The organism is Pseudomonas sp. (assembly GCF_051660785.1).
Lineage (GTDB): Bacteria > Pseudomonadota > Gammaproteobacteria > Pseudomonadales > Pseudomonadaceae > Aquipseudomonas.
The window spans coordinates 19,644-45,262 of record NZ_JBOFQE010000081.1; the positions used below are offsets into that span (position 1 = coordinate 19,644).

Here is a 25,619-nt window from a genome sequence, read left to right on the forward strand (position 1 = left end):
CGGGGCAACTCAAATCCAGGCGACTGCTAATAACCCGGCCCCCAGCACCACGCACAACGGCGAATAAGCCCAGGTATCGAGCCGGGCAAACTTCGAATCCTTGACCTGCTTGAAGAACCCCACCAGATTCGAATCGCCGACCGCCCGGGCAAACATCAGCATCGCAATGGCGCTGATCACCCATTGCAGCGACCAGTGATGCACCGTCGGCAAGTACAGGCCCACCCGCAGGCACACCAGCATCGCGATCAACAGCAACCCCACCGCAACCAGCAACGTGGCAAAACCCGACGGCTTGAACGCCGGCCTTGATTCTGCGCCGCCCTCCCCGGGCACTCGCGGCACTGCCGCCTCGCTTCCCAACTTGCCGCCTGCCGCCCAGTACAAATGAACCAGGCTGATGAGGAGGAAGATTGCTGCAATCCATTGCGCGACCATTAGGCTCATGTTCAGACATCCCGTGTGAAATGTCGCAGCAGGATGAACCTCCTTGAAGGTTTTTGTAAGGGCATTTGGCATCGACGGTGGTAAAGTGCCGCTCCATGAAATTCGCCCGAACTGATCGCACGTTGATGGCCTGGATGCTTTATTGCTGCGTCCTGTTCAACGTGTTCGCCTGCAGTATCGGTCACGGGCAAATGGTCGGGATGCAGCTCAACGGCATCGGCGGCCAATTCTGTTCGGTGGACCCAGCCACCCAGGCGCCGGCCTCCTCGAAGTCTTCCGAAGACAACCTGCCGACCCTGTCCAAGGCCTTCGGTTGCCCGCTGTGTTCCACCGGCGGCATGGGCCCGGCGCTTAACTCCAGCCTGACCCTGGCGATCCTCCCGGAACAACACAGTCCGCCCTTGGCCGTCGTCGCCAGCGCTGACCTCCCTGCTCGTTTCACCTGGCCTTCGGCCAATCCCCGCGCCCCGCCTTTCGCCTGAGTTTCTTTGCCTTTTCCGATCAGCCCACTGCGCCAACCCGTGGCGTTTGCCTGTGCGCTGTTTCCTAGACAAAACTCAGGACTCATCGATGAAACGCATTCCTTTACTGGCCAGCCTGTGCAGCTGCCTGTCTGTTAACGCCTGGGCGCAATCCACGGTCGACCTGGCACCCATCATGATTGATGGCGAAGCGGTGACTGAACCGGGGCTGAGCCTCGATCAAGCCAGCGGCATGGCCTCGCGACTGGGCCTGAGCGTGCGTGACACCCCGGCGTCGGTGGCCATCGCCAACCGCAACGACATCGAGCGCCACGGCGCGAAAAACTTTCAGGACGCCGCCAACACCTTGCCCGGAGTCAATGCCAGCGCACCGCCGGGTTTCGGTGGATTTGTCTCCTACCGCGGTTTCACCAGCGGCCAGATCACCCAGATGTTCAACGGCATCAACGTCTCCGGGGGCCTCGCCCGGCCGGTGGATGCGTGGATTTATGATCGGGTGGAACTGGTCGGTGGCCCGGCGTCGCTGATCAATGGCGCCGGCTCCGTGGGCGGTTCATTGAACTACGTGACCAAACTCGCGACTCGCGAAGAGCAAGCGGTTGAAGGTCGCGTCAGCTACGGGACGTATGACACCACCGAGACCGCGTTCGGCCTCAACCACGCCCTCAGCGAGGCCGGCGCTGACGTGCAGCATTACGCGCGGCTCGACGTCAGCCACAACACCGGCAATGGCTACATCGACCGTCAGGAGCGCGATGCCTGGAGTGTCGCGTTCTCGCTGCTCAGCGACCTGACGCCCAACCTGTCCCACACCCTCGCCCTGGAATATCAGGACGAACACGAAGACAGTCCTTACTGGGGCACGCCGGTGCTCAACCCCAAGGCCGGCGAACTGAAAATCGACAGGCACAACCGCTTCAACAACTACAACGTTGAAGACGGGCGTTACGAGCAGCGCACGATCTGGGTTCGCTCGATCGTCGACTACCGGATCAACGACAGCACCACCCTGCGCAACACCCTGTACCACCTCGACAGCCAGCGCGATTACCGCAACCTGGAAACCTACCAGTACAACGCCGACAACAGCGCGGTGAACCGCTCCACCGCGTATCAGGTCCGGCATCAGGGCGAGCAGAACGGCAACCAGTTCGAGCTGCGCCACGACACTGCGCTGTTCGGGCTCGACACTACCTGGTCCGGCGGTTTCGAGTACAAGGTCAACCAGACCACCAACTCGCCGCTGAACGTCAGAGGTGCCAGCACCGTCGATCCGAACAACTTTCAGCCAGGGCACTTCTATGACATCCCCGGCACTAAACCGGGGTTTGTCAGCGACAAGACCAACGAGGTCACTACCAAGGCCCTGTTCGCCGAGAACCGGCTGGCGCTGACCGACAAACTGGCGTTGTTGACCGGTGTGCGTTACGACGATATCGACCTCGACGTGACCAATCACCGGGCAGTGACCGCGAGCAATCCCCGGCATTTGAAACGCAGTTGGGAGCCGGTGACCGGTCGGGTCGGCCTGACCTACCAGTTCATTCCCTCGGCCAACGTCTACGTGCAATACAGCACCGCCGCCGAACAGCCCAACGGCACGCAGGATTTTGATGTGTCCACCGGCAAGCAATGGGAAGTCGGCAGCAAGTTCGATTATCTAAATGGGCGCGGCTCGGCAACGGTGGCCGCTTACACGATCGAGCGAAAGGATTTCGCCGTGACCGATCCGCTGGACCCGACCATCAGCATTCCCGTGGGGCAGCAGACCTCCAAGGGGATCGAGTTGGCCAGCTCCCTGCGCATCACCGACAAGCTGCTGGCCGAGGGCAACTTCGCCTGGGTTGATGCGCAGTACGACGAGTTCACCGAGAAGAATGCGACCGGCGTAGTGGTTTCACGCAAGGGCAACACGCCCACCAACGTGCCTGACCGGGTCGGCAATCTGTGGCTGACCTATGACTTCGCACCGCAGTGGCAAGGGGGTGTCGATGCGAGGTACGTGGCCTCGGTGTTTGCCGACAGCGCCAACACCATGACCGTGCCGTCTTACACGCTCTTCGGCACGTTCCTCAGCTACAAGGTCGACCGGCACACCACCGTGACTGGCCGGGTGCGTAATTTGACCAATGAGGTGTATGCCGAGTTTGCGCATGTGTCGCCGGCGTATTACCTCGGGACACCGCGGACGTTTGAATTGGCGGTGCAGACAAGGTTTTAAAAGCAAAAGCATCGTCGGAACGCCGCCCGGAGCCGGCTCGCTCCCACAGGTGATCGCGTAAGCATGTGGGAGCGAGCCTGCTCGCGATGGCGGCTTCAAACTCACTGCATCATTTCAGCTCAGCGGAGACCTTATCCGCCACATCCTTCGGCACCCACGCCTGCCACACCTGCGGGTGCGCCTTCATGAACGCCTCCGCCGCTTGACGTGGCGGTGTGTGTTTTTCGCTCATTTCAGCCAGTGCCTTGTTCAACGGGTCGATCGGAAAATCGACCTTGCTGAAGAAATCGGCAATTTGCGGATACTGCTTCTGAAAAGGCGTTGACACGCCAATCGACAGCTTCGAGGCCAGCGAGCGAGTCGGTTTCGGATTGGGATTGTCCGCGTCGGTCAGGGTTTTCCAGGCTTCGGCATCAAAGGGCGGCTCCTCCAGCTGAATCAGCTTGAAGCGCCCGAGCAATGGTGTCGGTGACCAGTAATAAAACAGCACCGGCTTGCCGCGGCGGATCGAAGAACTGATCTCGGCATCCAGCGCCGCCCCGGAACCGCTGCGGAAATTCACATAGCTGTCGTTCAGGCCATAGGCCGTGAGTTTTTGCTTGTTCACCACTTCCGACGTCCAGCCAATCGGGCTGTTGAGGAAGCGTCCCTTGCCCGGGCTTTCCGGATCGCTGAACACGTCCTTATACCTGGGCAAGTCGCTGACACTGCGCAAACCTGGCGCCAGCGGCTTGATGCCTTTGGCGGGGTCGCCCTTGATCACATACTCGGGCACCCACCAGCCTTCAGTCGCACCTTTGACCGTATCGCCCAGGCTCGCGACTTTACCTTCGGCTTCAGCCTTGACCCAGACCGGACTGCGCCCTGCCCATTCTTCGCCAATGACCTGAATGTCATTGTTGGCCAGTGCGGTTTCCAGGGTGATGGTTGTTCCCGGCAACGTGTCGGTCGGCAAGCCATAGCCCTTCTCGACGATGATCCGCAGGATGTCAGTGATCAGGCTGCCACTTTCCCAGTTCAGGTCGGCGAAGTGGATCGGCGCCTGGGCAGCGGATGCCGGTACGGGTGAACACATCAAACCAAACGTGGCCAGGGTAACGGCCAACAACCGTCGAAATCCGTTCATGCCTTTGCACCTCGTGCTGTTCACAGCAATAGCAGGATGGCCTGACAGAAGACCGCAAGCCTCTGAATACTCAGTCAACTGACTGTAGTAGAGGTTCCTGCTTTCGAGGGGTGCGAATTAATTTTCGGAAACTTCCTGCAAGCGTGACAGCTCTCTTCTTACCATGCTGGCGTACGCCGCCGGGCGCAGCGTGTAGATCTGTGACGCCACCCAATTCAGCCAGCCTCCCTGCAGAACAGCCTTCTGCTCGAACAGACGACGGGCTTCGACTTGCGCGCTGGCCTGGTGCTGTTCGTGGAAATCGGCGCGGGTCAGGGTCATTACTCGCTGGCCTTGAACGTGACCAATTCGCCCTTGCGCCACTTGGCGGCCTTGGCGGTCACGGCTTTGAGGGTTTTGGTCAGGCCTTCCTGCAACTGCTGGTGGGCGGCGAAGACCATTACCACGCTGTGACCTTCCTTGAACACGATCGCGTGACCGTCTGCGGTGGTGACAAAGGCATAGTCGCCCAGTCCATAGACCGTCAGCTTGATTTCACGGAACTTGATGTCGAGCTTGCCGCCTTCACGACTCGGCAATACCGAAGCGCTGAAATGATCACCGACCTTGAGCTTGAGCCCCGGTTTGTCATCGACTACCAGTGCTTCTTCGGTGTCGATCTCGGCAATGTAAATGCCTTCAGCGTTCTGTTCGGTGATGTAAACGAAACGTGACTGAAACTGTTTAACCAGCTTTGCGCGCAAATCACCCAGCACGAACAAAGCATGCATATCGAGATTACTTACTGCCAAGGAAACATCCCCACATCTGAAAATGATGCCGCACGCAGAAAAAGCGCACAGCAGAAAAAAGCGGCCATGCCGAAGGTTTACCGTAAGACCCGGGTTGAAATCCTGAGCCGAGCAGAGCGCTCATGCCTCGCGAGGTCAGTGAGATTACTGGAATACCCCTCGCGCCGTCCTCCGTGAAAGTCGCCAGATATTGAAGGAAAACGCCCTTCTTATCGCCAGAGGAAACCGGATTACCAACTTTAGGGAAAAAACTCTTTAAAAAAAGCACTTTTCCGACATATCGCCAGTAAAAAATTGCTTTAGATGAACACTACTCGCCAACCAGTGATGGTGATTCTAGAGCAGCCATGCTCATCGAGACTACCCATAACGACGTACGCACGTCGGCAAAACAATGAAAAGGACTTCACATGTGCACAATGACTCACTTCGCTTCCAACCAGCCACGGCGCGCAAACTGCCCCGCTTCTTTGCACCCGGCGTTGTTCCGGTCGCTTGAGGCGCAGTCTGAAAGCCCTCTGCTGCCTCGCTTTCAGGTAATACTGGCCGGTAACGCCTTCTTCCATATCAAGGAAATTTCCACGGGTCGTGTAAGAGGTTTCCGTGGCAGCCATAACGAAGCCTGCGCCCTTGCGCGCTCACTCGAGTCACGCGTCTGACACGCTCCCTCACCTCATAGCTATAGACGTTTCGTCATGCCGACGACTTAACTCAGCCGCCGGCAGGCAACTACTGCCATACTGCCCGACCAATGAAATCCGTCCCCAGGACGGACTGCGTTCAACAACAATATATTTCCAAGGGAAGGCAGCTACGTGACGGAATTTGATATCGGTGAATTTTTTATCCGGGGCGAAGCCAGAGAGGTCGATGGCGAATTCCAGGCTGTCATTGTGATGCGTGCCAAGCCACCGTTGACCAAGGAAACCTATCACCAAGTCGAGAAGGATCGCTGGTTCAAGACGTCGGATGTCGCTGCCGTTGCCGCTCGGGAAGCTGCCCAGGAGCTCAAGTCTGCCGTCGATAACGGGGCGTTGAAAGACTGATCACTGGATTTGCCGTCTATGCTCTTTCTTGCTTTCCAGTATCGCTTTCGAACTCCTGAAGCGCGGCCCCCTCAGATGCAATGAAGCCGCACCTCATATCGCGACCCGCAAGGAGATGAAGATGGATTCACCTACGCACGACTTGAAAGGTTTGTTCGACCAGCTCGGTCTGGATTCCAGCGAGAAAGCCATCGACGATTTCATCGCCAGCCATTCCCCTTTGGCCGACGACAAGAAACTTATCGATGCCGAGTTCTGGACGCCGCAACAAGCAGGATTCCTCAAAGAACAATTGCGTGAAGACGCCGATTGGGCGCGGGTGGTCGATGACCTGAACCTGCGCATGCATCAGGTTCATTGACAACCCGATCCTGAGCCAACGATAAACCTGTGGCGAGGGAGCTTGCTCCCGCTGGACTGCGCAGCAGTCCCATCTTGGGGCCGCTTCGCAGCCCAACGGGAGCAAGCTCCCTCGCCACAAAAGCCAGCATCACGCTTCTAGCGAGGACTCTCAGGCTTGTACCCCAACCGCAATCCCCCCCAATGCCGGCCCTTGAGCATGATCGGCACCGAGAGATCGTGCATCAGCTCGCCGGTGTCGCGGGTGTAGGTCTGCAACAACACGGGCTGCTGATGGCTGCCACAGCGGATGCCGGTGCGGTCGGCGAATTTACGCTTGGTGCGGTTTTGTACCGTGTCGACCTTTACATCGCCGGTCAGTGGCTGGCTGAAGACAGTGTTATGGGTGGGCACATAACCCTGCTGGGTGCAGGCGATGGCAAACACCAGGCCTTCATGGCGCGGCAACAACGGTTCCTGAATCGCCGGCAACACTTGATCGGTGTAGCGATCGAAACGGGTCTGGTATTTCGCCGGGCTGGTGTTGGGGATCGCCTGATAATTGCGATCAAACAGATCATCGAGGCTGACACGCCCCTGGTCGATATCCGCTTCGAAGCGTGCGGCAATCTGGCTCGCGCCTTCGCGGGCCAGGTCATAAATCCGTTGGTGGTAGTCATCGAGCCCGACTTCGGCGAGGCGCTCGCTGATGGTTTCGGCCTGACCTTCCATTTGCACTGCAGCCTGAGCCAGGCTCTGGGTCTGCTGGTCACTGACGGCCAGGTCACTGCGCATCTGTTCGATGGCGTGAAACAGGCTGTCGAGCTGTTCGCGGTTGGTGTCCGCGCCCCTGGCGATTTCGCCGACCTGACGTTCGACGCCGGCGGCCAGACGCGCAATGTTTTCCAGGTGCTGCCCGGTGTGCTCGACCTGCTCGACACCAATGTCGAGGTCGCTGGACAGTTGGCGGATCTGCTCCACCACTTGCGCGGTGCGTTGCTGGATATCGGCGACCATCTCCCCGACTTCGCCGGTTGCCGTCGCCGTGCGCGCCGCCAGACCGCGAACTTCATCCGCCACCACCGCGAACCCGCGGCCGTGTTCGCCGGCGCGCGCCGCTTCGATTGCGGCGTTCAAGGCCAACAGATTGGTCTGGCTGGCGATGGATTGAATCACCAGGGTGACCCGTTGAATATCGTCACTGCGCAGGCTAAGGGCCTCGATCAGCTCACGGCTGCTACTGGCGCGCTGACTGAGCTGATGCATGCGGCTGATGGATTCAATCAACTCCGTGCGCCCTGCTGCGCTGCTCTGATGAGCTTCGCTGGCAGCACTGAGCGCTTCGCGGCTGAGTTTCGAGGTGGCTTGTTCGGTCGCGATCATCACTTCGGCGTTGCTGACGATTCGCGCCGCCGCGTCGAGTTGTGATTGCAATTTGTCCGCCAGTTGCTTGACCGAAAAGGCCACGCCTGCGGCCGACAAAGCGTTATGACTGGTGGTGTAGGAAAGATCGCGAGTCAACTCGGCGATGGCACTGGCGCCGTCGGCAGGAGTTGTCAGGGGAGTGGCGCGTGAGCGCAGGCGTGGCAGCCAGATAACCAGAACGGCCAATGGCAGGCCAAGGTAAAGCGACCAGCCCCCCAGCGACATGCCGCACAGCAAGAGCATCAGGGCGATGCTTTGCAGGGTTGGCGTCAACCAAAGGTTTTTCGGCAAAAACACTGGTGCAGGCACTGCCGCAACCAGAGATCCGTCTCTCGTCATCTTCGTCACCCCATGAACCTTCTAATTGTTGTGCATGCATTAAACGCCACTACAAGGCCATTATCTATGGTCCATTAGTAGTGGGCGTTGCAGCAGATCAATAGAAGTGCTTGAGGTTTTCGCAGACGGCAAAAAGCATCGCGGGCAAGCCTCGCTCCTACAGGTTCAGTGAACCGTGGAAGCAGGATTGCCCGCGATGCGGGGCGCTACGAAATCAGGCCTGACGCTGGTGCTTGTCGATCTGTTCGTGACGCTCTTGAGCTTCGATGCAGTATTTGGTAGTCGGGCTGATCAGCAAGCGTTTCAGGCCGATGGCCTCGCCGCTGTCGTCGCACCAGCCGAAGCTGTCTTCTTTGATGCGTTCCAGAGCCTGTTCCAACTGAGGCAGCATGCGCTGGTCGCGATCGATCGCGTTCACCAGCCAAGTGCGCTCTTCTTCTACGGAAGCAGCGTCGGCCGGATCGGCCGGGGTGTCCAGGCTCTCAATGGCGATGCGGTTCTGTTCGATGCGCTCATGGGTTTCGACTTTCATGTTCTGCAACAGCTCGGAGAAAAAAGCATGTTGCTCGGCATTCATGTAGTCATCCGCCGGCATGGCCAGCAACTTGTCCTTTGTCATTGATATCTCTATAAAAAAACGTGCATTAAGGCGAATTAGGGAGCGTTCCGGCGGACCAGGTCTGGCCGTCGCAAAGGCGCCGTTTATTCCAAGCGCCACCCGGCACTCAATTTACGAGGGCCGGCAGTCTAAGGCCGACTTGAGGCCTCAGCAACTGAAAAGACAGCGAATTTGTCCGACAAAGCCCGGAAAGTGCCCTATGGCAGGCTCTGCGGTGGTTATCGGAGTGCGTTTATAGCAAGAAATTCAATCGAGCGGCTGTATGGAGAAGACAAACGGCTGCGCCACGCGGGTCAGGCGTGGCGCATTGGCTGTCTGTTCCAAGACTCAGCGCTTGAGTTTACGCTTGTTGCGGTATTGGTCGATCACCACCGCCACCACAATAATCAGTCCCTTGATGATGTCCTGAATATACGCATCAACCCCGACAAAGGTAAACCCGCTGGCCATCACCCCGAGAATCAAGGCACCGATCACGGTGCCGGTGATGCGCCCGACGCCGCCCGCCAGGCTGGTGCCGCCGATCACCGCCGCGGCAATCGCGTCCAGCTCGTAAGACATGCCCATCCCCGCCTGCCCGGTCGCGGCACGTGCAGAGGCGACCACACCGGCCAGGCCTGCCAGCAACCCGGCAATGCTGTAGACAATCACCAGATGGCGCTTGACGTTGATCCCGGAGGTACGCGCCGCCTGCATGTTGCCGCCGATGGCGTAGGTGTACTTGCCGTACTTGGTGTAGCGCAGGGCGATGTGAAAGATCACCGCGACCACCAGGAAAATGATCACCGGCATGGCGCCATGTCCGATGGCCGTGTAGGAATCCGAGAGCATGCTGACCGGTTGGCCTTCGGTATAGAAACGCGCCAGGCCACGTGCCGACACCATCATGCCGAGGGTGGCAATAAAAGGTGGAATCCCGGTAATGGCGATGATGCTGCCGTTGATCGCCCCCGCCAGCAGTCCCACGCCGAGTCCGACGATCACCGGAATCCACACCGGCAAGTCCGTCAGCGACGGAAACACCGCCCGGGCGAAATCCGAGGTCTGGGCCAGACTGGCCGCGATCATCGCCGACAGCGCCAGCACCGAACCGGAGGACAGGTCGATACCGGTGGTGATGATCACCTGGGTCACGCCAATCGCCAGCAGACCGATGATCGACACTTGCAGGATCATCAGCACTAGGCGTTGGGAGTTCATCAGGAAGCTCTGGTCGCGCACGATCCAGCCGAAGACTTCGAAGACCAGGCCGATGCCAATCAGCACCAGGAAAATACTCAACTCGGTCGGAAAGCGCCGGCGACTCTTGACCGGTGCCGTTGCTGGCTTGTTTTCCAGTATCGCGTTCATAACCCACCCTTCAATAGAAATCTGTGTGGCGAGGGAGCTTCTTGTGGCGAGGGGATTTATCCCCGTTGGGCTGCGCAGCGGCCCTAAAAGAATGGGACTGCTGTGCAGTCCAACGGGGATAAATCCCCTCGCCACAGAATCCCAGTTCACCCTTGGACTCTGTTCGCCCTTGACTTAATGAACCGCGGTCATGCCCGAGGCCAGTTGCATGACCCTTTCCTGGGTCGCTTCGCTGCGGTCGAGGGTGCCCATCAGGTCGCCCTCATGCATGACCATCACCCGGTCGCTCATGCCGAGCACTTCTGGCAACTCCGAAGAAATCATGATCACCGCCATGCCTTCGCTGGCGAGGTAAGAGATGAGCCGGTAGATCTCGGCCTTGGCGCCGACATCGATCCCGCGGGTCGGCTCGTCGAGGATCAGGATTCGTGGATTGGTCATCAGCCAGCGCGCCAGCAAGGCTTTCTGCTGATTGCCGCCTGACAAGGTGTCGATGCATTGTTCCAGCGACGGGGTTTTCACCCGCAGTTTCTTGCACATGTCTTCGCACAACACGCGCAGGGCTTTTTGCTGGATGAAACCATGGCCGGCGTAATGCGGCAGCACTGCCATCTCCATGTTCTCCAGCACCGACAGACATGGGAACAGGCCACTGAGCTTGCGGTCCTCAGTCAACAACGCGAATCCCTTCTCGATCGCCATGTGCGGATCGCTGATGCGCACCACTTCGCCATCGAGCCGAATCTCACCGCCGTCACTCGGGGTAATGCCAAAAATCGCTTCGGCGACATTGGTCCGGCCTGAGCCCATCAACCCGGCGATGCCGAGGATCTCGCCTGCATGCAGGTCGAAGGACACGCCTTTGAAAATGCCGTCCAGCTTGAGGTCGCGCACCGACAGCAGCAGATCGCCGATGGGTTTTTCCCGCACCGGAAACAACTGGCTCAGCTCGCGGCCGACCATCATCGAAATCAGGCTGTCGCCGTCCATGCTGTCGGCGCGTTGCAGGCCGATGTAGGCGCCGTCACGGAACACCGCGACTTCATCGGCGATGGCAAACACTTCATTCATTTTGTGGGTGATGTAGATGATGCCTTTGCCCTGACTCTTGAGGTCGGCAATGATCGAGAACAGGTGCGCGACTTCCTTGTCGGTAATGGCCGAGGTCGGTTCGTCCATGATCAGGATGTCGGAGTCGTATGACACCGCCTTGGCGATCTCGACCATCTGCCGTTCGGCGATGCTCAGGTTGCCGACCTGCTCCTCCGGGTCGAGGTTGATCCGCAGGCGTTCCAGCAATTTCGCGGTGCAGCGGTGCATCTCGCGGTGGTCGATCATGTGCAGGCTGTTGAGCTGCTCGCGGCCGATCCAGATGTTCTCGGCGATGCTCATGTGCGGCATCAGGTTGAGTTCCTGGTGGATCATCGCGATCCCGGCCTGAAGTGCTGCCAGCGGCGTTTCGAACACCACCGGTTTGCCCCGCAGGCGCAGTTCTCCGGCGTCCGGCTGGTAGATGCCGGCGATGATTTTCATCAGGGTGGATTTGCCCGCGCCGTTCTCGCCCATCAGCGCCAGGACGGAGCCGGGGCGGACCCGAAGCTGCACGTCGGACAGCGCCACCACACCGGGGAAACCCTTGCTGACGTTGATGATCTCCAGCAGATACGGCTCATCGACAGGTGTTGCGGTTGGCTGGATACCCACCATCGGGGTGCTCGAAGCAGTCGCTGAAGCGAACATGATCAGGTACTCCATCAGCAAGGTCGCGGTGGCAACCTTGCGTGCTTATTGTTGTTATTGAACTGACGAGCTATTTGAACGTGTCGACGTTCTGCGGAGTGATCAAGCGATAGGGCACCCACACGGCCTGTTCAACCGGCTCGTTCCTGGCCATTTTCACAGCGGTGTCGATCGAACCATCAGCCTGACCCTTGGCGTCCTGGAACACCGAGACGGCCATGCTGCCTTTCTTGATCGCGTTCAAGCCGTCCGGCGTACCGTCGACGCCAGCGATCAGCACACTGCCCTTATCGACGCCGGCCTGTTGCAGGGCCATCGCGGCACCAATGGCCATTTCGTCGTTGTTGGCCACGACCGCATCGAACTTGCGGCCCTGGGTCAGCCAGTCGTTGACCAGGGTCATGCCTTTATCACGCAGCCAGGTGCCGGTCTGCTCTTGTTCGATCTTGATGTTCGGGTATTTGGCCAGCACCTCTTTGACGCCTTTGGTGCGGTTGGTGGTGGAGTTGTTCGCCAGGTCGCCCAAAAGAATCACGATGTCGCCCTTGCCATTCATCTTGTCGGCCAGGTATTGCATCTGCATTTCACCGGCCTCCAGGTCGTTGGAGGCCACCGTGACCACGCCTTTGGGCAGCTTCAGGTCATCCGGCCGGCGGTTGACGTAGACCAGCGGGATGCCGGCCTTGACGGCGGCTTCAGTAATTTTTTTGGTGGCGGCGGTGTCCACCGGGTTAACCACGATGGCATCGACTTTCTGGCTGATGAAGCTTTCGACCTGGCTCAACTGCTTGACCACATCGCTGCGGGCATCTTCGAACTGCAACTGGACGCCGTCGGGATAGGACTTGGCTTTCTTGTCCATGGATTCGCGCAGGTAGGTCAGCCAGGTGTCATCGAACTGGGACATGCTGACGCCGATCTTCATGTCGGCGAGTGCGGCGCCGCTGGCGAACATCAGGGACAAGGCCAGTGAGGCAAAACGGATCTTGGTCTTCATGAAAAGTCTTTCTCCACATTCTTGTTGGTTTTATGGATGAGGCATGACGATTTTCAGTAAGCAGGCAAGCGGGAAAAGCGTTGAAAACGAGCGAGAGGCAGTTCGCTGGAAATGACTTTATTGGAATATTATTTCTATATCAACTCATTTTAGAATTTTATTCTGATTTTGTTCCATGGCTCTCAAACGGGCTCAACTCCACGACCCGATGCTGCTCGAAACTCAATCGCGCAGCGTCTAGAACGCGGGTGGTCGCCAGTGCATCACGGGCCTCCACAGGCAGTGGGCCACCGCTCTGTAACGCGGTTTGTAGCTGCAAATAGAACTGGTTCCAGCACCCGCGCTCCGAGGGAACGCGCTCGCGCACTTCGCCCTGTTCGAACCAGCCCCAACGGCGATGCTCCTCCACACCCCAGCGTTCACCCTCGGATTTCGGCGAGAGACCGGCGAGCGCCGAGGCTTCTTGCCCATCCAGGCCATCGACGCTGTAACAACCCTGGGTGCCGGTCACGCGAAAACGCGGGCCCGGGGTGTTTTGCAGGCAGCTGCCGCCCAGGTGCGAGATCACCCCGTTGTTGTGGGTCAGGGATATAAAGAAGCCGTTGTCGAAGGCCTGGCCTTTTTCCAGGTAATCCAGTTCGGCGTACACCCGGGTCACCGGGCCGAACAGCAGCAACGCCTGATCCACCAGATGACTGCCAAGATCACGCAGGAATCCACCGCCACTGCCGTTGTTGACCGACTGCGGCGAATAACGCTCGATCCGCGATTGGAAACGGGTGATGTGGCCCAAGGCGCCGGACTCGATGAGTTTGCGCACGGTGAGGAAGTCCGAGTCCCAGCGGCGGTTCTGGTAGACGCTGAGCTGTACGCCCTGACGCTCGGCCATGGTGATCAGGGTCTGGGCTTGCTGCGCGTCGGCGGCGAACGGCTTGTCGCTGACCACTGCCACCCCGTGTTCGATGCCATCGAGCACCAGCGCGGGACGACCCTTGAGTGGTGTCGAGATCACCAACACATCGACGCCGGCCTCCACCAGTTGGCCGATGCTGTCGAAGGCCGGCACGCCGGGGTGTTCGACCGCCAGCCACTGTCGGCGCTCCGGGGAACGGGTGACCACGCCGACGAACTTCGCCGCCGGCAGACTGCTGATCAGCGGAGCATGGAAAAACCGGCCACCATGGCCGTAACCGACAAGTCCTATGCGCATGAATGTTCTCCTTATAAAAAGCTGCCAGATGTACACGCCCCCTGTGGGAGCGAGCCTGCTCCGGGCGGCGTTCCGACGATGAAGGCAGCACATTCAACATCTATGTGACTGACAGACCGCTATCGCGAGCAGGCTCGCTCCCACAGGGGACGGTGCTCAACCGTAGAAGTGGGGGCGGTCTGGCAGGGTGACTTTTACGATCTGGCCGTTGTTTTGCGCTTCGATGCAGGCATCTGCAGCGACGGCGGCGGCGAAGCCATCCCAGGCCGATGGGCCGCCGACCTGGCCGGCGCGCACGCCATCTATGAACGCCTGCAACTCGACGTCGTACGCGGCGATGAATCGATCCTTCCAGTCCATCAAAATCGCGTTCGACAGCTTCGCCCCGCTGCGCAGTTGAACCTGGGAAGGCTCCGGCAGTTTGGCGATGCCAGTCTCCCCCACCACTTCGCACTGGATGTCGTAGCCGTACTGGCAATTGACGAACACCTCCACGTCGATGCGCGTGCCCTTGGCGGTCTCCAGCAAAACAATCTGCGGGTCTTTCAAATGCGCGAGCGCTTTGCTGCTCTTGCGCGGGAACACCACTTGCACCGACACGTAATCGTCGTCGAGCAACCAGCGCAGCACGTCGAGTTCATGAATCAGCGTGTCGGTGATGGCCATGTCGGTCTTGTAGTTCTCGCCCACGGTCGGGTTGCGATGCGCGCAGTGGAGCATCAGCGGTTCACCTATCTGGCCGCTGTCGATCACTGCTTTGAGTGCGCGATAACCTTCATCGTACGGACGCATGAAACCGACCTGCACCAGACGCTTGCCGTGGGCCACTTCGGCCTCGACGATGTTGCGGCAGCCTTCAGCGGTGACGGCCAGGGGCTTTTCGCAGAACACCGGTTTGCCGGCGGCAATCGCTGCCAGCACAAATTCTTCGTGGCTTGGCCCCCAGGAGGTGACGAGGATCGCTTCGACTTCCGGCGCGTTTATCAGCGCGTGGCCGTCGGGATAGACCTCGGCGGTCAATTTCAGGTCGGAAACGATCTTGGCGGCTTGCTGCAAATTGATGTCGGTCACTGCCACGACCTGGCTGTTGAGCAAGGTCTGGCTGCAACGGCGAATGTGATCCTGGCCGATGGCCCCGGTGCCGATGACGCCTAACTTTAATGACATGTAAGGACTCCTTGGTGTTCGATTCAGGGCAATCAGTACTGACGGGCCTTGGCCAGTCGTTCGTTCAGGTTCTTGGCCACCGCATCGGTGCGGGCGCTGGTGGAGACTTGCGCCACGCCGACCCGCCACCACGACAGGTAGCCGTGGATCATGGTTTTGGGCAGCACCTTGATGTCGATCAGCGTCGACACGGTCTGCAAGCGCGCATCCGCCAGTGCGGCTTTAAGCTCGTCAGCAGTGTTCACTTTGTAAGTCTTGCAGCCATAGGCCGCGGCGCTCATGGCGAAATCCACCGGCACGAAACCGCCATCGAGCTTGCCGGTGTCCGGATTGCGAAAACGGAATTCGGTGCCGAAGCTGTCCATGCCATTACCCATTTGCAGGTTGTTGATGCAGCCGAAGGTCATGTTGTCGAGCAGCACCACGTTGATCTTGCGTCGCTCCTGAATCGAGGTCGCCAGTTCCGAGTGCAGCATCATGTAGGAGCCGTCGCCGACCAGCGCATAGACCTCGCGCTCGGGCTCGGCGAGTTTCACGCCCAAGGCGGCGTTGACCTCGTACCCCATGCAGGAATAACCGTACTCGACGTGATAGGTGTTCACGCCCTTGCTGCGCCAGCTGCGCTGCAAGTCACCGGGCAGGCTGCCGGCGGCGGCGACAATCACAGCGTCATCGGCGAGGGTTTCGTTGAGCACGCCGAGCACGCGGCTCTGGGTCAGGCAGGAGCCGGTCAGCTCGATGAATTCGCGCAGGACCGCCGGGTCCATGCGGTCGTTGATTTCCGGGGTGAAGTCTTGGGTCTGGTACTCGATCTGATAGAGCCGATCGACCTCCTCGTCCAGTTGTGCCTTGGCCTGACGCGGTTGATCGCCCCACGCAGAACGGTAATCGCCCAAGGCTTCAGCCAAGGCTTGCAAGCCGGTTTTGGCATCCGCCAGCAATTGCACGCCGTCGAGCTTCAGGGCATCGCAGGGGCTGATGTTGAGGTTGAGAAATTGCACGTCCGGATGCTGAAACAGAGATTTCGACGCAGTGGTGAAATCGCTGTAGCGGGTGCCGATACCGATGATCAGGTCCGCGTCCTTGGCCAACAGATTCGCCGCCAGGCATCCGGTTTCCCCTATCCCGCCAACATTCAGCGGATGGCTGGACACCACCGCGCTCTTGCCGGCCTGGGTCTCCGCGAAGGGAATATCAAAACGCTCGGCAAACGCCTGCAACGCCGCATTCGCCCCGGAATAACGAACCCCGCCACCGCAAATGATCAGCGGTTTGCGCTTGCCTTTGAACAGTGCCAAGGCATCGCCGAGCATCGCTTCGGTGACCGGACGACGCTCGATGCGGTGCACGCGTTTTTGCAGGAAGTAATCGGGATAGTCGTAGGCTTCGGCCTGTACGTCCTGCGGCAAGGCCAGGGTCACGGCGCCGGTCTCGGCGGGGTCGGTGAGCACGCGCATGGCGTGGATCGCTGCAGTCATCAATTGCTCGGGACGGTTGATGCGATCCCAGTATTTGCTCACAGCCTTGAACGCATCGTTGGTGCTGATGCTCAGGTCGTGGAACTGCTCGATCTGCTGCAGCACCGGGTCCGGCTGACGGCAGGCGTAGACGTCGCCGGGCAATAGCAACAAGGGAATGCGGTTGGCGGTGGCCGTCGCGGCAGCCGTCAGCATGTTCGCCGCGCCGGGGCCGACGGATGAGGAGCAGGCGTAGATTTTGCGACGCAGGTTTTGCTTGGCAAAACCAATGGCGGCGTGGGCCATGCCTTGCTCGTTGCGGCCCTGATGGACGATCAGGTCGCCGCTGTCCTGCTCCAGGGCTTGACCCAGGCCTAGCACGTTGCCGTGGCCGAAAATGGTAAAGATCCCGGCGACGAATTTGCTCTGGACGCCATCGACCTCGATGTACTGGTTATCGAGGAATTTCACCAGGGCCTGGGCCATGGTCAGTCTTGTTGTGGTCATAACCAATCCTTCAATACACCAAAAAAAAACCTGTGGGAGCGGCAGTGCGGCGATCCGACTTGCCCGCGATGGCGGCGGTACATTCAACATTGATGTGTCAGGTAGATCGCTATCGCGGGCAAGCCCGCTCCCACAGGGATCTTCATTAATTTTGGGAATTTTGCAGGTGATCCATGCTTGCGCCGATGGCCTGCTGGATATTTGCCAGGCCATGGATGCTGTCGGCAAACGGTTCGAACGACAGGTAGCCGCTGTAACCGCTGCCGAGCAAGGTGTCGATCTGTGCGGCGTTGCCGAGGATGTCGCCCTCGCCCACCAGCACACGATGGCCGTCGCGAATGGTCGCCAGCGGCGCGTCGGCATCCTCTACACCGGAGATGTGCACCAGACCGGTCAGCTCGGGGAAGAATTCCTGCTCGCTGGCCAGGTGGTGGTGAAAGGTGTCGTGAACCAACCGGAACACATCCAGTCCGCCAACCGCGCTGATCGTATCTACCGCCGTGCGTTTACGCCGCAGCGAACATTCTTCAAAACCCAGCGGCTCGATGAATCCGAGGATGGCGTGATCACGCAGGATCGGCGCCAGTTCACCCAGTGCGGTGCGCAAGCCGGAAGCGCGTTCGGCCTCGTCTCGCGGATCGGCGCGATCATTCAGCGGGCACATGACCAAACCCTGTGCGCCGCAATCCCGAGCATAAGCCGCCAGTTTCAAGGCCTGTGCCCGGCGTTCGTCATTCCACACATCAAACGGATACAGCGCGTTGATCGACAGCACGGTGATGCCTTTGGCCGCGCACAACTCACGGACCCGCTCGGGCGCCGTACCGTCTTCGATCTCGACGCCGTCGAGGTCGTTGCGGATCTCGATGGCGTCGGCCTTGAGGGCCACCGCCAGGTCGATGAACGCGGGCAGGGACAAACGTGGGGCAACCATACGGTTCAGGGCGAAACGCAGGGGCTTGCTCATTATTGTTGTTCTCCGTGCAGAAGGTGGAATTCAGGCTGTTCGCTCAGAGATCAAGCAGCCAGCTGTGCTGCGGATCGTTATGAAACTGCCAGACACGCTTGGGCCCGGCCATCACATTCAGGTAATACGACTCGTACCCGTACGGCACGCTGACGGGGTGATAACCCTTGGGCACGACCACGAGGTCGCTGTTTTCCACGGCCATGGCTTGATCGATGCTGCGGTCGTCGGTGTAGACGCGCTGGAACACGAAGCCTTGAGGCGGGTTGATCTGGTGGTAATAGGTTTCTTCGAGAAAACTCTGGTGCGGCAGATCGTCGGTGTCGTGTTTGTGCGGCGGGTAGCTCGACGAGTGTCCCGACGGCGTGCGCACTTCCACCACCAGCAGCGAATGGGCGGGCTCGGTGTCTGGCAGGATGTCGCAGACGTAACGGGTATTGGCGCCCTTGCCACGCACGCTGCGCTTCATGCTGTCGGGTTTGATCAACCGTGGGCCGAGGCCCTTTTCGGCTGAGCCCGGTGCGGCGCAGACGGCGATCTGCACATCGCTCAGCGCCACGACCTGGGCCTGGCTGCACGGCGGCATATAAGCAGCGAACGGCGATTTGTCTTCGAACACCGAATGACGATCGCCGATGTTGTCCCAGTCAAACGCGCCCTGCCCCGGCGCTTCGCCCTTGATACTGACCCGGCCGCTGAGCAGCACCAGGCACAGTTCTTTATCACCGGCCGACACCGGCAAGGTTTCGCCCAGGCTCAAGCGATACGCGGCGAAACCGACGTATTCCAGCTCACCTTTGCCCAACTCGACCATGGTCCGGCCACGGGCGTTGCTTTTGACCAGCAGGCTCATAGCGCGATCCTCTCGTCGAGCAACCCGCGCAAGGTGTCGTAGCCTTTTTTGGCGTAGATGTAGCTCGGCGCCACGGCCGGATCCTGCTCGGCCTCGACCACCAGCCAGCCGTGGTAATCGTTGGCCAGCAAGACATCAAGCAGCGCGGCGAAGTCGATGTCGCCATCGCCGGGCACGGTGAAGGTGCCGTTGATGATGCAGTCCGGAAAGCTCCACAGGTGGTTGCGCGCCAGTTGCACCACCGGTTTGCGCACGTCCTTGAAATGCACGTGGCAGATGCGTTCGATGTGTTTACGCAGCACGTGCAACGGCTCGCCGCCGCCCATGTAGCAATGGCCCGAATCGAACAGCAAACCGACTTCACTGCCGGTCAGGGCCATCAGCTTGTCGATGTCGGCCGGGGATTCGATGTACGCGCCCATGTGGTGGTGATACGCCAGGCGCACGCCTTGGGACAAGGTGAAGCGCGCCAGTTCGGTGAGCTTGTCGGCGTAGGCCTGCCACGCCTGCTCGGTGTGGAAACGCGGGCGCTCGACCAGCGGAATGCGCTGGCCCTGGATCGAGTCAGCCACCTCACCGTAAACCAGCACCTTTGCGCCGTTCTTCGCCAGCAGCTCGACGTGACTGCCGATGGCGTCGATTTCCTCGGCCACGGAACGGCGGGCCAGACGGCTGGAATACCAGCCGGACACCAGCGCCAGATCGTAGGGCCGCAGCACGTCACCGACGCCTTTGGCATCCTTGGGGAATTTGCCGTTGAGTTCGAAACCTTCGTAACCGATTTCCTTGCCCTCGCTCAAAGCAGTGCTCAGCGGCGTCTCGCCACCGAGGGACGGCAAATCGTCGTTGCTCCAGGAGATCGGGTTGATGCCAATTCGAATAGCGGGCATGGCTGCACCTTTTATTGTTTTTACATAACCAGTAAGAGCGACACAAAACCCTGTGGGAGCGAGCCTGCTCGCGATAGCGGTGTATCAGGCGCCATTTATGTTGACTGGCAGTCAGCTATCGCGAGCAGGCTCGCTCCGACAGGGGGGTTGCGGTGTTGCTTCATGCGCGGGCCGTGCGCCAGGCATCGATCAGTTCGAAGAAGGTGTCCTGCACCTGGCGGATCAGCGTTTTATCGTCGATTTCACCGGCCATCCACGCGCGGCTCGGTTCCTGGAAAATCGTCCGGCCCACGGCGAAACCACGGCACGTCTGGCTTTGGCTCGCCTGTTGAAACCCTTCGGCCAGTGCCGCAGCGGGTGCATTGAGGCCCAACAACACCACGCCACGGCAATACGGATCGCGTTCCTGAATCAGCTCGTCGAGTTGCTTCCATTCCTCGGCGCTCTGCGCTTCGATCTTCCACCACGCCGGGTAAATCCCCAGGTTGTAGAGGCGCTTCAGCGCGCGATACAGCACGTCCGGATGCGCCGACGGATGATCCTTGGGCGGGATGATTTCCAGCAGCAGCTCATGACCGCTGACCTGGGACGCCTGATACAAACCCTTGATCTGCGCTTCCTGCTCCAGGCGCAACAACGGCTCATCGTCAGGATGAAATTGCACCAGGCACTTGATGATCTGCTCTTGCGGCCAGGCGATCAGGTTGCTGCCAATCGAGCGTCCGTGCTCGAACGCCAATGGCCGCGAGCCCTGGACTTCCACTGGTCGAGCCACCCACCAGCCACGCCCGGTGGCGGCGTTAAGCGAGTCCTGGCCGAAACGCTGATCGGCCAACAAGCCGACATCAGCGTCGATCCCTTGCTCGCGCAAATCGGTTTCGACCCGCTCCACGGCCTTGATAAAGAGCTGCTTGAGCTCACCAATAGCACTCAGGTCGCGGCCACCCTTGTGCGCCAGTTCCACCAGTTGCCCACGATGATCAAAGGCAAAGATGAACAGCTGCCTCCACTGTTTGCGCGGCACGCTGACCTGGTGCAGACGCTGCAACACCTCATCCTGATCCGGTCGCGTGATCGGCACCGGGCTGTTGAACAGGTAATCGAGTTCGGCGCGGGTCGGCATCGCCGGGGCGCAGGCGTGGCGCGACACCACCAGACCGCCGCAGGCATTGGCCAACTGGCAGCAGCGCTCATCGCTGGCATCCTCCAGCCAGCCGCTTAGAAAACCCGACATGAAGGCATCGCCGGCCCCCAACACATTGAGCACTTCCACCCGAACGCCGGGGTAAATTGCACCGTCTTCAAGATGCACTGGAATCAGCCCGTGAATCACCGTGCAACCCTGCGGCCCAAGCTTGACCACCAACGTTGCATCACTCAGGCGCCGGACATTACGCAGCGCCGTGAGCAAATCCTCGGATCCGCCAGCAATCAAAAACTCTTCTTCAGTGCCGACAATCAAGTCAAAACGCGGCAGGATCTTCTGCACGTGCTGGCTGACGTTCTGATCGGCAACGAAGCGGGTTTCCCCGTCGGCCTTGCCGGCCAGCCCCCACAGTACCGGGCGATAATCGATATCCAGCACCCGTTTGACGTTGTGCTTCTCCGCGTAATCCAGCGCCTGGATGCTCGCCTTGTAGACGCCGTCGGTGGAGAAATGGGTGCCGGTGATCAGCAAGGCTTTGCTGGAGGCAATAAAGGCTTCGTTGATGTCCTCGGCCCGCAGCGCCATGTCGGCGCAGTTTTCGCGGTAGAACACTAAAGGAAAGGTTTCGCGGTCCTTGAGACCGAGCAGGACCATGGCGGTCAGGCGTTCCGGATCGACTTTGACGCCGCTGACATCACAGCCTTCGCGAGCCAGGGACTCCAGCAGGAACCGGCCCATGTGGTCGTCCCCTACCCGGCTCAACATCGCCGACTTGAGTCCAAGCCGCGCGGTGCCGAAGGCGATGTTGGCGGACGATCCACCGAGGTATTTGGCGAAGCTTGAAACATCCTCCAGCCGCGCCCCGACTTGCTGCGCATAGAGGTCGACGCCAAGGCGCCCCAGGCAAATCAGATCCAATTGACGCCCACTGGCAAAACGAGTCTGGCCCATGCTGGCTCCTGTTATTTTTATCAGCCTGCGTCCGGGACGATGGAGGCGCCGAACGCTCTTGGTGGGATGCAGACTAAAACGACCGGGACCGAACAATCAATAATTATTCCAAATAATTTTTACGTGGAATATTTTTTCCAATAAACTTTTACAAAACCATTCCAGACACAGTGCATCGTTTCAGCAAACCCCACGCCGGCCCCAAGCTCAAGATTTTATTCCGGCCTACCCTGTAGACTGCGCACAGCCAACCTATTGTCAGGGGACGACACACCAGTCAGCCCTATAAGAACAAGCCAGAAGGATTCCCTATGTCCCGCACCGATCAGCCGGCAACGACCGAGAGCACGCCCGACAGCGATCTCGTCAGCCCCCCGATCAATGCCGAGCGTCTGCTGCAGCTGATTACCAACGAATACGAAAGCCTGCCGCGCCAGCTCAAACGTATCGCCAGCTACATGAGCCAGCAAAGTGACCGCATCATGGTCGACCGCATCAGCGACATCGCCCGTGAGTGCGAAGTCCACCCGTCGGCCATCGTGCGGTTTTCCCAGCGTTTCGGCTTCAGCGGTTTCAGCGAGATGCAGGCCCTGTTCCGCGAGGCGTACACGCACAAAACCACGCCAGTGCAGAACTACCAGCAGCGCATTCGCAGCATGATCGCCAACAAGTCGCAGAAAGCCAGCGGCGGCGACCTCGCCCGCGAGTGCATCGACGCGACCCTGTCCGGCATCGAGCGGCTGGGGCTGGAACTCGATGACCAGGCCTTCGACAAAGCCGTGGATCTGGTGGTGAATGCCGACAACATCTATGTGGTCGGCGTGCGCCGCTCGTTTGCGGTGGCCGATTACCTGGTCTACAACCTGCAACACACCAACAAGCGCATCCACCTGGTCTCCGGCCTCGGCGGCAGCTACCGCGAGCAGATGCGCAGCGTGCGCGCCAATGACCTGGTCATCGCCATCAGCTTCACGCCGTATGGCAAGGAAACCCAGCACTGCCTGCGCATCGCCCAGCACCATCAGGCGAAAACCCTGATCATCACCGACAGCAACCTGTCGCCGCTGGCCAAACGCGCCAACACCGTGTTGTTGGTCAATGAAGGCAGTTCGTTTGCCTTCCGCTCATTGAGCGCGACGTTGTGCCTGTGCCAGGCGCTGTTTATCGCCGTGGCGTATCGGCTGGAATTGAAGGTCGACGAAATTCACGAACAGGTCGGTTTCGAGGATTAGCCCAGCGCCGTTTGCAGGTCGCCGAACCTCAGCTAAGGTAGTCCATCCCGACATGGACACCTGAAGGAGCGGCTCAATGAAACTGATCGGCATGCTGGATTCGCCTTACGTGCGACGCGTGGCCATTTCTGCCAGACACCTGGGCATCGAGCTGGAGCACGAATCGGTTTCCGTGTTTCGCCACTTCGACCACTTCCAGCAGATCAACCCTGTGGTCAAGGCGCCCACTCTGGTGCTGGACGACGGCGAAGTGTTGATCGACTCGACGTTGATCATCGGCTACCTCGAAGCTTTGGCCGGCACCGGCAAAAGCCTGATGCCCGGCGACCTCAAGCAGCGATTACGCGCATGGCGCCTGATCGGGCTCGGGTTGGCGGCGTGCGAAAAGTCGGTGCAGCTTTACTACGAACGCAACCTGCGCCCGGCCGAGATCCAATATCAGCCATGGGTTGAGCGCGTCGAAGGCCAACTCGCCGCAGCCTATTCAGCGCTTGAGCGCGAGCTGGAAAAACAGCCTCTGGCAAACGACGCCTTGATCGGACAAGACGGCATCACCCTCGCCGTCGCCTGGAGCTTCACCGAACTGGTGACACCGGATCAGATCGATGCCGAACGCTTCCCGCTGATTGCTGAATTCACCGCCCAGGCAGAAAAGCTTGAGGCCTTCATCAGTACCCCGATAACCTGACCGGCCCCCTCGAACGGACCCGACCATGACCGCCGCCGAACAACCTGCCCCGGCGCTGAAGGAAATCTTCAACGCCGAGCGCCTCAAGCACATCGCCACCGAAATGACGGCGGTCTACCCGGCGTTCAACGCCAAAGCCTTCCTGAAAATGGCCAACGACGGCCTCGCCGATCTGTCGATCATGCAGCGCATGGCGCGGGTCAGCGAAAGCCTGCACGCCGTGTTGCCGCTGGGTTATGACGAATCCCTCGAAGTGTTGCGCGCCCTCGCCCCTCGCCTGAACAGCGGCTTCGTCAGCATCTCGCTGCCGCATTACGTGGCGATGTATGGCGCGCATGACTTCGAGCAGTCGATGGCGGCGCTTAAATACTTCACGGCGTTCGGTTCAGCGGAATTTGCGATTCGATATTTCCTGCGCAGCGATCTGCAGCGATCACTGGCGCTGATGCAGGAATGGTCTCGGGATGACAATGAGCATGTTCGACGCCTGGCCAGTGAAGGCAGTCGGCCGCGGTTGCCGTGGTCGTTTCGGCTGGAGCAGATTCAGAGTGATCCGACACTGGCGGCGGCGATTCTCGATAACCTCAAGGCGGATGACAGCCTGTACGTGCGCAAGTCGGTGGCCAATCACCTTAATGACATTACCAAGGATCATCCTGAATGGGTGTTGGATTTGATTGAGGGGTGGGCGCTGGAGAACACGCACACGGCGTGGATTGCCAAGCATGCGTTGCGTAGTTTGATTAAGCAGGGAAATCAGCGGGCGCTCGCGATAATTGGGGCGAGTGGCAAGGCTGAGGTTGAGATTGTTGGTGTGAAGGTGGAACCGGCGGTGATTCGGCTGGGGGAAAAAATCACCCTGTCGTTCGCGCTGAAATCCAAGGTACCAGAGAGTCAGCGGCTGGTAATCGACTACGCGATTGATTACGTCAAAGCCAATGGCAGCACTTCGGCGAAGGTGTTCAAGCTCAAGGCGTTGACGTTGGCTGGCGGCGGTAGTGAGTTTGTCAGTCGGGGGCAGCAGATCAAGGAGCTGACCACTCGCAAACACTATGTGGGCAAACATGCCGTGCACATCCTGGTGAACGGCGAGCGACTGGCCAGCACGTCGTTCGAAATCCTCGCATAACCTGTCGTCACCCACGGCGACGCCACGCTATTGCGGGACTCGCTCAGTTACTTGCAACTCAACTACGCGACAGTTGCGATCTGCTGGATGTGATCGGTCGACGACTACAGGCACAACCTTGAATAAACAAAAAAACGGGCGATCTTATGATCACCCGTTTTTATATATTCACGGCCAGCAAACTTTCAGCGACCAGGTCGGCCGACCAGACGGCAGAAGGAATATATTCCCTGAAGGCGATGACTATGCCGTTTATCGATGACACTGCCAGTTTGAGATGGATGACTTTATTGCCTGGCAGCGCGCGGTCGGAGTTGCCTGGCTTTCAGATCAACTTCGGGGAGGTGTTCGCCCAGTGTAATGGCCTCGGCAATCCCTGCACTGGTAAAGAGCCCTGCCACTGGGCGAACGGGAAGTATTTTAATTGAAGTCGGGGAAGTTGTCCGCATACATACACATGAATTTTATCGATACAACATTAATTAAATGTCACTTCCAA

At 59.4% G+C, this 25,619-nt stretch carries 25 protein-coding genes; 9 read left to right on the plus strand and 16 right to left on the minus strand.

Going from position 1 to position 25,619, the window contains the following annotated elements:
• Window positions 1–9 precede the first annotated feature (9 nt).
• A complete protein-coding gene (locus ACRC4F_RS21680) occupies window positions 10–447 on the minus strand; it encodes a DUF3995 domain-containing protein (RefSeq protein ID WP_438661178.1) in 438 nt (145 codons plus the stop codon).
• 95 nt (window positions 448–542) lie between these two features.
• Here ACRC4F_RS21680 and ACRC4F_RS21685 point away from each other — a divergent pair, with 95 nt between their 5' ends.
• Both ACRC4F_RS21685 and ACRC4F_RS21690 read left to right on the plus strand, forming a co-directional pair.
• Complete coding sequence (locus tag ACRC4F_RS21685) at window positions 543–929, plus strand: DUF2946 domain-containing protein (protein ID WP_438661179.1); 387 nt, start codon at window positions 543–545, stop codon at window positions 927–929.
• Between the two features lie 88 nt (window positions 930–1,017).
• Window positions 1,018–3,150, plus strand: a complete 2,133-nt coding sequence (locus tag ACRC4F_RS21690) for a TonB-dependent receptor (protein WP_438661180.1) — start codon at window positions 1,018–1,020, stop codon at window positions 3,148–3,150.
• Between the two features lie 109 nt (window positions 3,151–3,259).
• On the opposite strand, the gene ACRC4F_RS21695 is transcribed toward ACRC4F_RS21690, so the two are convergent.
• From ACRC4F_RS21695 to ACRC4F_RS21705, 3 genes are all read right to left on the minus strand, one after another.
• Window positions 3,260–4,276, minus strand: coding sequence for an ABC transporter substrate-binding protein (locus ACRC4F_RS21695; protein ID WP_438661181.1), 1,017 nt, complete (start codon window positions 4,274–4,276; stop codon window positions 3,260–3,262).
• A gap of 117 nt (window positions 4,277–4,393) precedes the next feature.
• Window positions 4,394–4,597, minus strand: coding sequence for a hypothetical protein (locus ACRC4F_RS21700; protein ID WP_438661182.1), 204 nt, complete (start codon window positions 4,595–4,597; stop codon window positions 4,394–4,396).
• Complete coding sequence (locus ACRC4F_RS21705; RefSeq protein ID WP_109629923.1) at window positions 4,597–5,067, minus strand: hypothetical protein; 471 nt, start codon at window positions 5,065–5,067, stop codon at window positions 4,597–4,599. Before ACRC4F_RS21705 ends, ACRC4F_RS21700 begins: the two co-directional genes overlap by 1 nt.
• 410 nt (window positions 5,068–5,477) lie before the next feature.
• Here ACRC4F_RS21705 and ACRC4F_RS21710 point away from each other — a divergent pair, with 410 nt between their 5' ends.
• From ACRC4F_RS21710 to ACRC4F_RS21720, 3 genes are all read left to right on the plus strand, one after another.
• On the plus strand, window positions 5,478–5,726 hold the full coding sequence (locus ACRC4F_RS21710) for a hypothetical protein (protein WP_438661183.1): 249 nt from the start codon (window positions 5,478–5,480) through the stop codon (window positions 5,724–5,726).
• Between the two features lie 156 nt (window positions 5,727–5,882).
• Complete coding sequence (locus ACRC4F_RS21715) at window positions 5,883–6,113, plus strand: hypothetical protein (protein ID WP_438661184.1); 231 nt, start codon at window positions 5,883–5,885, stop codon at window positions 6,111–6,113.
• Window positions 6,114–6,234: 121 nt separating this feature from the next.
• A complete protein-coding gene (locus tag ACRC4F_RS21720) occupies window positions 6,235–6,474 on the plus strand; it encodes a DUF2789 domain-containing protein (protein ID WP_084323168.1) in 240 nt (79 codons plus the stop codon).
• A 137-nt stretch (window positions 6,475–6,611) separates the two neighbouring features.
• Here the strand turns inward: ACRC4F_RS21720 and ACRC4F_RS21725 are convergent, their stop codons facing one another.
• The 12 genes from ACRC4F_RS21725 to ACRC4F_RS21780 all read right to left on the minus strand — a co-directional run bounded on the left by ACRC4F_RS21725 (window position 6,612) and on the right by ACRC4F_RS21780 (window position 22,071).
• On the minus strand, window positions 6,612–8,216 hold the full coding sequence (locus tag ACRC4F_RS21725) for a methyl-accepting chemotaxis protein (protein WP_438661185.1): 1,605 nt from the start codon (window positions 8,214–8,216) through the stop codon (window positions 6,612–6,614).
• Between the two features lie 214 nt (window positions 8,217–8,430).
• A complete protein-coding gene (locus tag ACRC4F_RS21730; RefSeq protein ID WP_007907888.1) occupies window positions 8,431–8,835 on the minus strand; it encodes a TraR/DksA family transcriptional regulator in 405 nt (134 codons plus the stop codon).
• A gap of 327 nt (window positions 8,836–9,162) precedes the next feature.
• Window positions 9,163–10,185 carry an ABC transporter permease gene (locus ACRC4F_RS21735; RefSeq protein WP_438661186.1) on the minus strand — a complete coding sequence of 341 codons (1,023 nt, stop codon included), beginning with the start codon at window positions 10,183–10,185 and terminating at the stop codon, window positions 9,163–9,165.
• A gap of 174 nt (window positions 10,186–10,359) precedes the next feature.
• The gene (locus ACRC4F_RS21740) at window positions 10,360–11,925 is read right to left on the minus strand and encodes a sugar ABC transporter ATP-binding protein (protein ID WP_438661187.1); all 1,566 of its coding nucleotides are present in this window, start codon (window positions 11,923–11,925) and stop codon (window positions 10,360–10,362) included.
• Between the two features lie 70 nt (window positions 11,926–11,995).
• Window positions 11,996–12,922, minus strand: a complete 927-nt coding sequence (locus ACRC4F_RS21745; RefSeq protein ID WP_438661188.1) for a sugar ABC transporter substrate-binding protein — start codon at window positions 12,920–12,922, stop codon at window positions 11,996–11,998.
• A gap of 157 nt (window positions 12,923–13,079) precedes the next feature.
• A complete protein-coding gene (locus ACRC4F_RS21750) occupies window positions 13,080–14,132 on the minus strand; it encodes a Gfo/Idh/MocA family protein (RefSeq protein ID WP_438661189.1) in 1,053 nt (350 codons plus the stop codon).
• Between the two features lie 156 nt (window positions 14,133–14,288).
• Window positions 14,289–15,299 carry a Gfo/Idh/MocA family protein gene (locus tag ACRC4F_RS21755; RefSeq protein ID WP_438661190.1) on the minus strand — a complete coding sequence of 337 codons (1,011 nt, stop codon included), beginning with the start codon at window positions 15,297–15,299 and terminating at the stop codon, window positions 14,289–14,291.
• 32 nt (window positions 15,300–15,331) lie between these two features.
• Entirely contained in the window at window positions 15,332–17,263 is a 1,932-nt protein-coding gene (gene iolD / locus ACRC4F_RS21760; RefSeq protein WP_438661191.1) for a 3D-(3,5/4)-trihydroxycyclohexane-1,2-dione acylhydrolase (decyclizing), read from the minus strand.
• A gap of 145 nt (window positions 17,264–17,408) precedes the next feature.
• Window positions 17,409–18,230, minus strand: a complete 822-nt coding sequence (locus tag ACRC4F_RS21765; protein ID WP_438661192.1) for a TIM barrel protein — start codon at window positions 18,228–18,230, stop codon at window positions 17,409–17,411.
• A gap of 43 nt (window positions 18,231–18,273) precedes the next feature.
• On the minus strand, window positions 18,274–19,083 hold the full coding sequence (gene iolB / locus ACRC4F_RS21770; RefSeq protein ID WP_438661193.1) for a 5-deoxy-glucuronate isomerase: 810 nt from the start codon (window positions 19,081–19,083) through the stop codon (window positions 18,274–18,276).
• On the minus strand, window positions 19,080–19,973 hold the full coding sequence (gene iolE / locus ACRC4F_RS21775; protein WP_438661194.1) for a myo-inosose-2 dehydratase: 894 nt from the start codon (window positions 19,971–19,973) through the stop codon (window positions 19,080–19,082). The genes iolB and iolE overlap by 4 nt, the downstream gene beginning before the upstream one ends.
• A gap of 160 nt (window positions 19,974–20,133) precedes the next feature.
• Window positions 20,134–22,071 carry a bifunctional 5-dehydro-2-deoxygluconokinase/5-dehydro-2-deoxyphosphogluconate aldolase gene (locus ACRC4F_RS21780; RefSeq protein WP_438661195.1) on the minus strand — a complete coding sequence of 646 codons (1,938 nt, stop codon included), beginning with the start codon at window positions 22,069–22,071 and terminating at the stop codon, window positions 20,134–20,136.
• A gap of 311 nt (window positions 22,072–22,382) precedes the next feature.
• Here ACRC4F_RS21780 and ACRC4F_RS21785 point away from each other — a divergent pair, with 311 nt between their 5' ends.
• The 4 genes from ACRC4F_RS21785 (at window position 22,383) to ACRC4F_RS21800 (ending at window position 25,548) form a co-directional block, all read left to right on the plus strand.
• Entirely contained in the window at window positions 22,383–23,303 is a 921-nt protein-coding gene (locus ACRC4F_RS21785) for a MurR/RpiR family transcriptional regulator (RefSeq protein WP_438661196.1), read from the plus strand.
• A 76-nt stretch (window positions 23,304–23,379) separates the two neighbouring features.
• Window positions 23,380–23,991, plus strand: coding sequence for a glutathione S-transferase (locus tag ACRC4F_RS21790; RefSeq protein WP_438661197.1), 612 nt, complete (start codon window positions 23,380–23,382; stop codon window positions 23,989–23,991).
• A 25-nt stretch (window positions 23,992–24,016) separates the two neighbouring features.
• Window positions 24,017–25,120: a DNA alkylation repair protein gene (locus ACRC4F_RS21795; protein ID WP_438661198.1), complete on the plus strand. Its 1,104-nt coding sequence runs from the start codon at window positions 24,017–24,019 to the stop codon at window positions 25,118–25,120.
• A gap of 146 nt (window positions 25,121–25,266) precedes the next feature.
• Window positions 25,267–25,548, plus strand: coding sequence for a hypothetical protein (locus tag ACRC4F_RS21800; protein WP_438661199.1), 282 nt, complete (start codon window positions 25,267–25,269; stop codon window positions 25,546–25,548).
• The last annotated feature ends 71 nt before the right edge of the window (window positions 25,549–25,619 follow it).

Coding starts and splice junctions, on each gene's coding strand:
- ACRC4F_RS21680 (WP_438661178.1), bottom strand. CDS start 447: ATGAGCCTAATGGTCGCGCAATGGATTGCAGCAATCTTCCTCCTCATC.
- ACRC4F_RS21685 (WP_438661179.1), top strand. CDS start 543: ATGAAATTCGCCCGAACTGATCGCACGTTGATGGCCTGGATGCTTTAT.
- ACRC4F_RS21690 (WP_438661180.1), top strand. CDS start 1,018: ATGAAACGCATTCCTTTACTGGCCAGCCTGTGCAGCTGCCTGTCTGTT.
- ACRC4F_RS21695 (WP_438661181.1), bottom strand. CDS start 4,276: ATGAACGGATTTCGACGGTTGTTGGCCGTTACCCTGGCCACGTTTGGT.
- ACRC4F_RS21700 (WP_438661182.1), bottom strand. CDS start 4,597: ATGACCCTGACCCGCGCCGATTTCCACGAACAGCACCAGGCCAGCGCG.
- ACRC4F_RS21710 (WP_438661183.1), top strand. CDS start 5,478: ATGTGCACAATGACTCACTTCGCTTCCAACCAGCCACGGCGCGCAAAC.
- ACRC4F_RS21720 (WP_084323168.1), top strand. CDS start 6,235: ATGGATTCACCTACGCACGACTTGAAAGGTTTGTTCGACCAGCTCGGT.
- ACRC4F_RS21725 (WP_438661185.1), bottom strand. CDS start 8,216: ATGACGAGAGACGGATCTCTGGTTGCGGCAGTGCCTGCACCAGTGTTT.
- ACRC4F_RS21730 (WP_007907888.1), bottom strand. CDS start 8,835: ATGACAAAGGACAAGTTGCTGGCCATGCCGGCGGATGACTACATGAAT.
- ACRC4F_RS21735 (WP_438661186.1), bottom strand. CDS start 10,185: ATGAACGCGATACTGGAAAACAAGCCAGCAACGGCACCGGTCAAGAGT.
- ACRC4F_RS21740 (WP_438661187.1), bottom strand. CDS start 11,925: ATGTTCGCTTCAGCGACTGCTTCGAGCACCCCGATGGTGGGTATCCAG.
- ACRC4F_RS21745 (WP_438661188.1), bottom strand. CDS start 12,922: ATGAAGACCAAGATCCGTTTTGCCTCACTGGCCTTGTCCCTGATGTTC.
- ACRC4F_RS21750 (WP_438661189.1), bottom strand. CDS start 14,132: ATGCGCATAGGACTTGTCGGTTACGGCCATGGTGGCCGGTTTTTCCAT.
- ACRC4F_RS21755 (WP_438661190.1), bottom strand. CDS start 15,299: ATGTCATTAAAGTTAGGCGTCATCGGCACCGGGGCCATCGGCCAGGAT.
- iolD (WP_438661191.1), bottom strand. CDS start 17,263: ATGACCACAACAAGACTGACCATGGCCCAGGCCCTGGTGAAATTCCTC.
- ACRC4F_RS21765 (WP_438661192.1), bottom strand. CDS start 18,230: ATGAGCAAGCCCCTGCGTTTCGCCCTGAACCGTATGGTTGCCCCACGT.
- iolB (WP_438661193.1), bottom strand. CDS start 19,083: ATGAGCCTGCTGGTCAAAAGCAACGCCCGTGGCCGGACCATGGTCGAG.
- iolE (WP_438661194.1), bottom strand. CDS start 19,973: ATGCCCGCTATTCGAATTGGCATCAACCCGATCTCCTGGAGCAACGAC.
- ACRC4F_RS21780 (WP_438661195.1), bottom strand. CDS start 22,071: ATGGGCCAGACTCGTTTTGCCAGTGGGCGTCAATTGGATCTGATTTGC.
- ACRC4F_RS21785 (WP_438661196.1), top strand. CDS start 22,383: ATGTCCCGCACCGATCAGCCGGCAACGACCGAGAGCACGCCCGACAGC.
- ACRC4F_RS21790 (WP_438661197.1), top strand. CDS start 23,380: ATGAAACTGATCGGCATGCTGGATTCGCCTTACGTGCGACGCGTGGCC.
- ACRC4F_RS21795 (WP_438661198.1), top strand. CDS start 24,017: ATGACCGCCGCCGAACAACCTGCCCCGGCGCTGAAGGAAATCTTCAAC.
- ACRC4F_RS21800 (WP_438661199.1), top strand. CDS start 25,267: ATGATCACCCGTTTTTATATATTCACGGCCAGCAAACTTTCAGCGACC.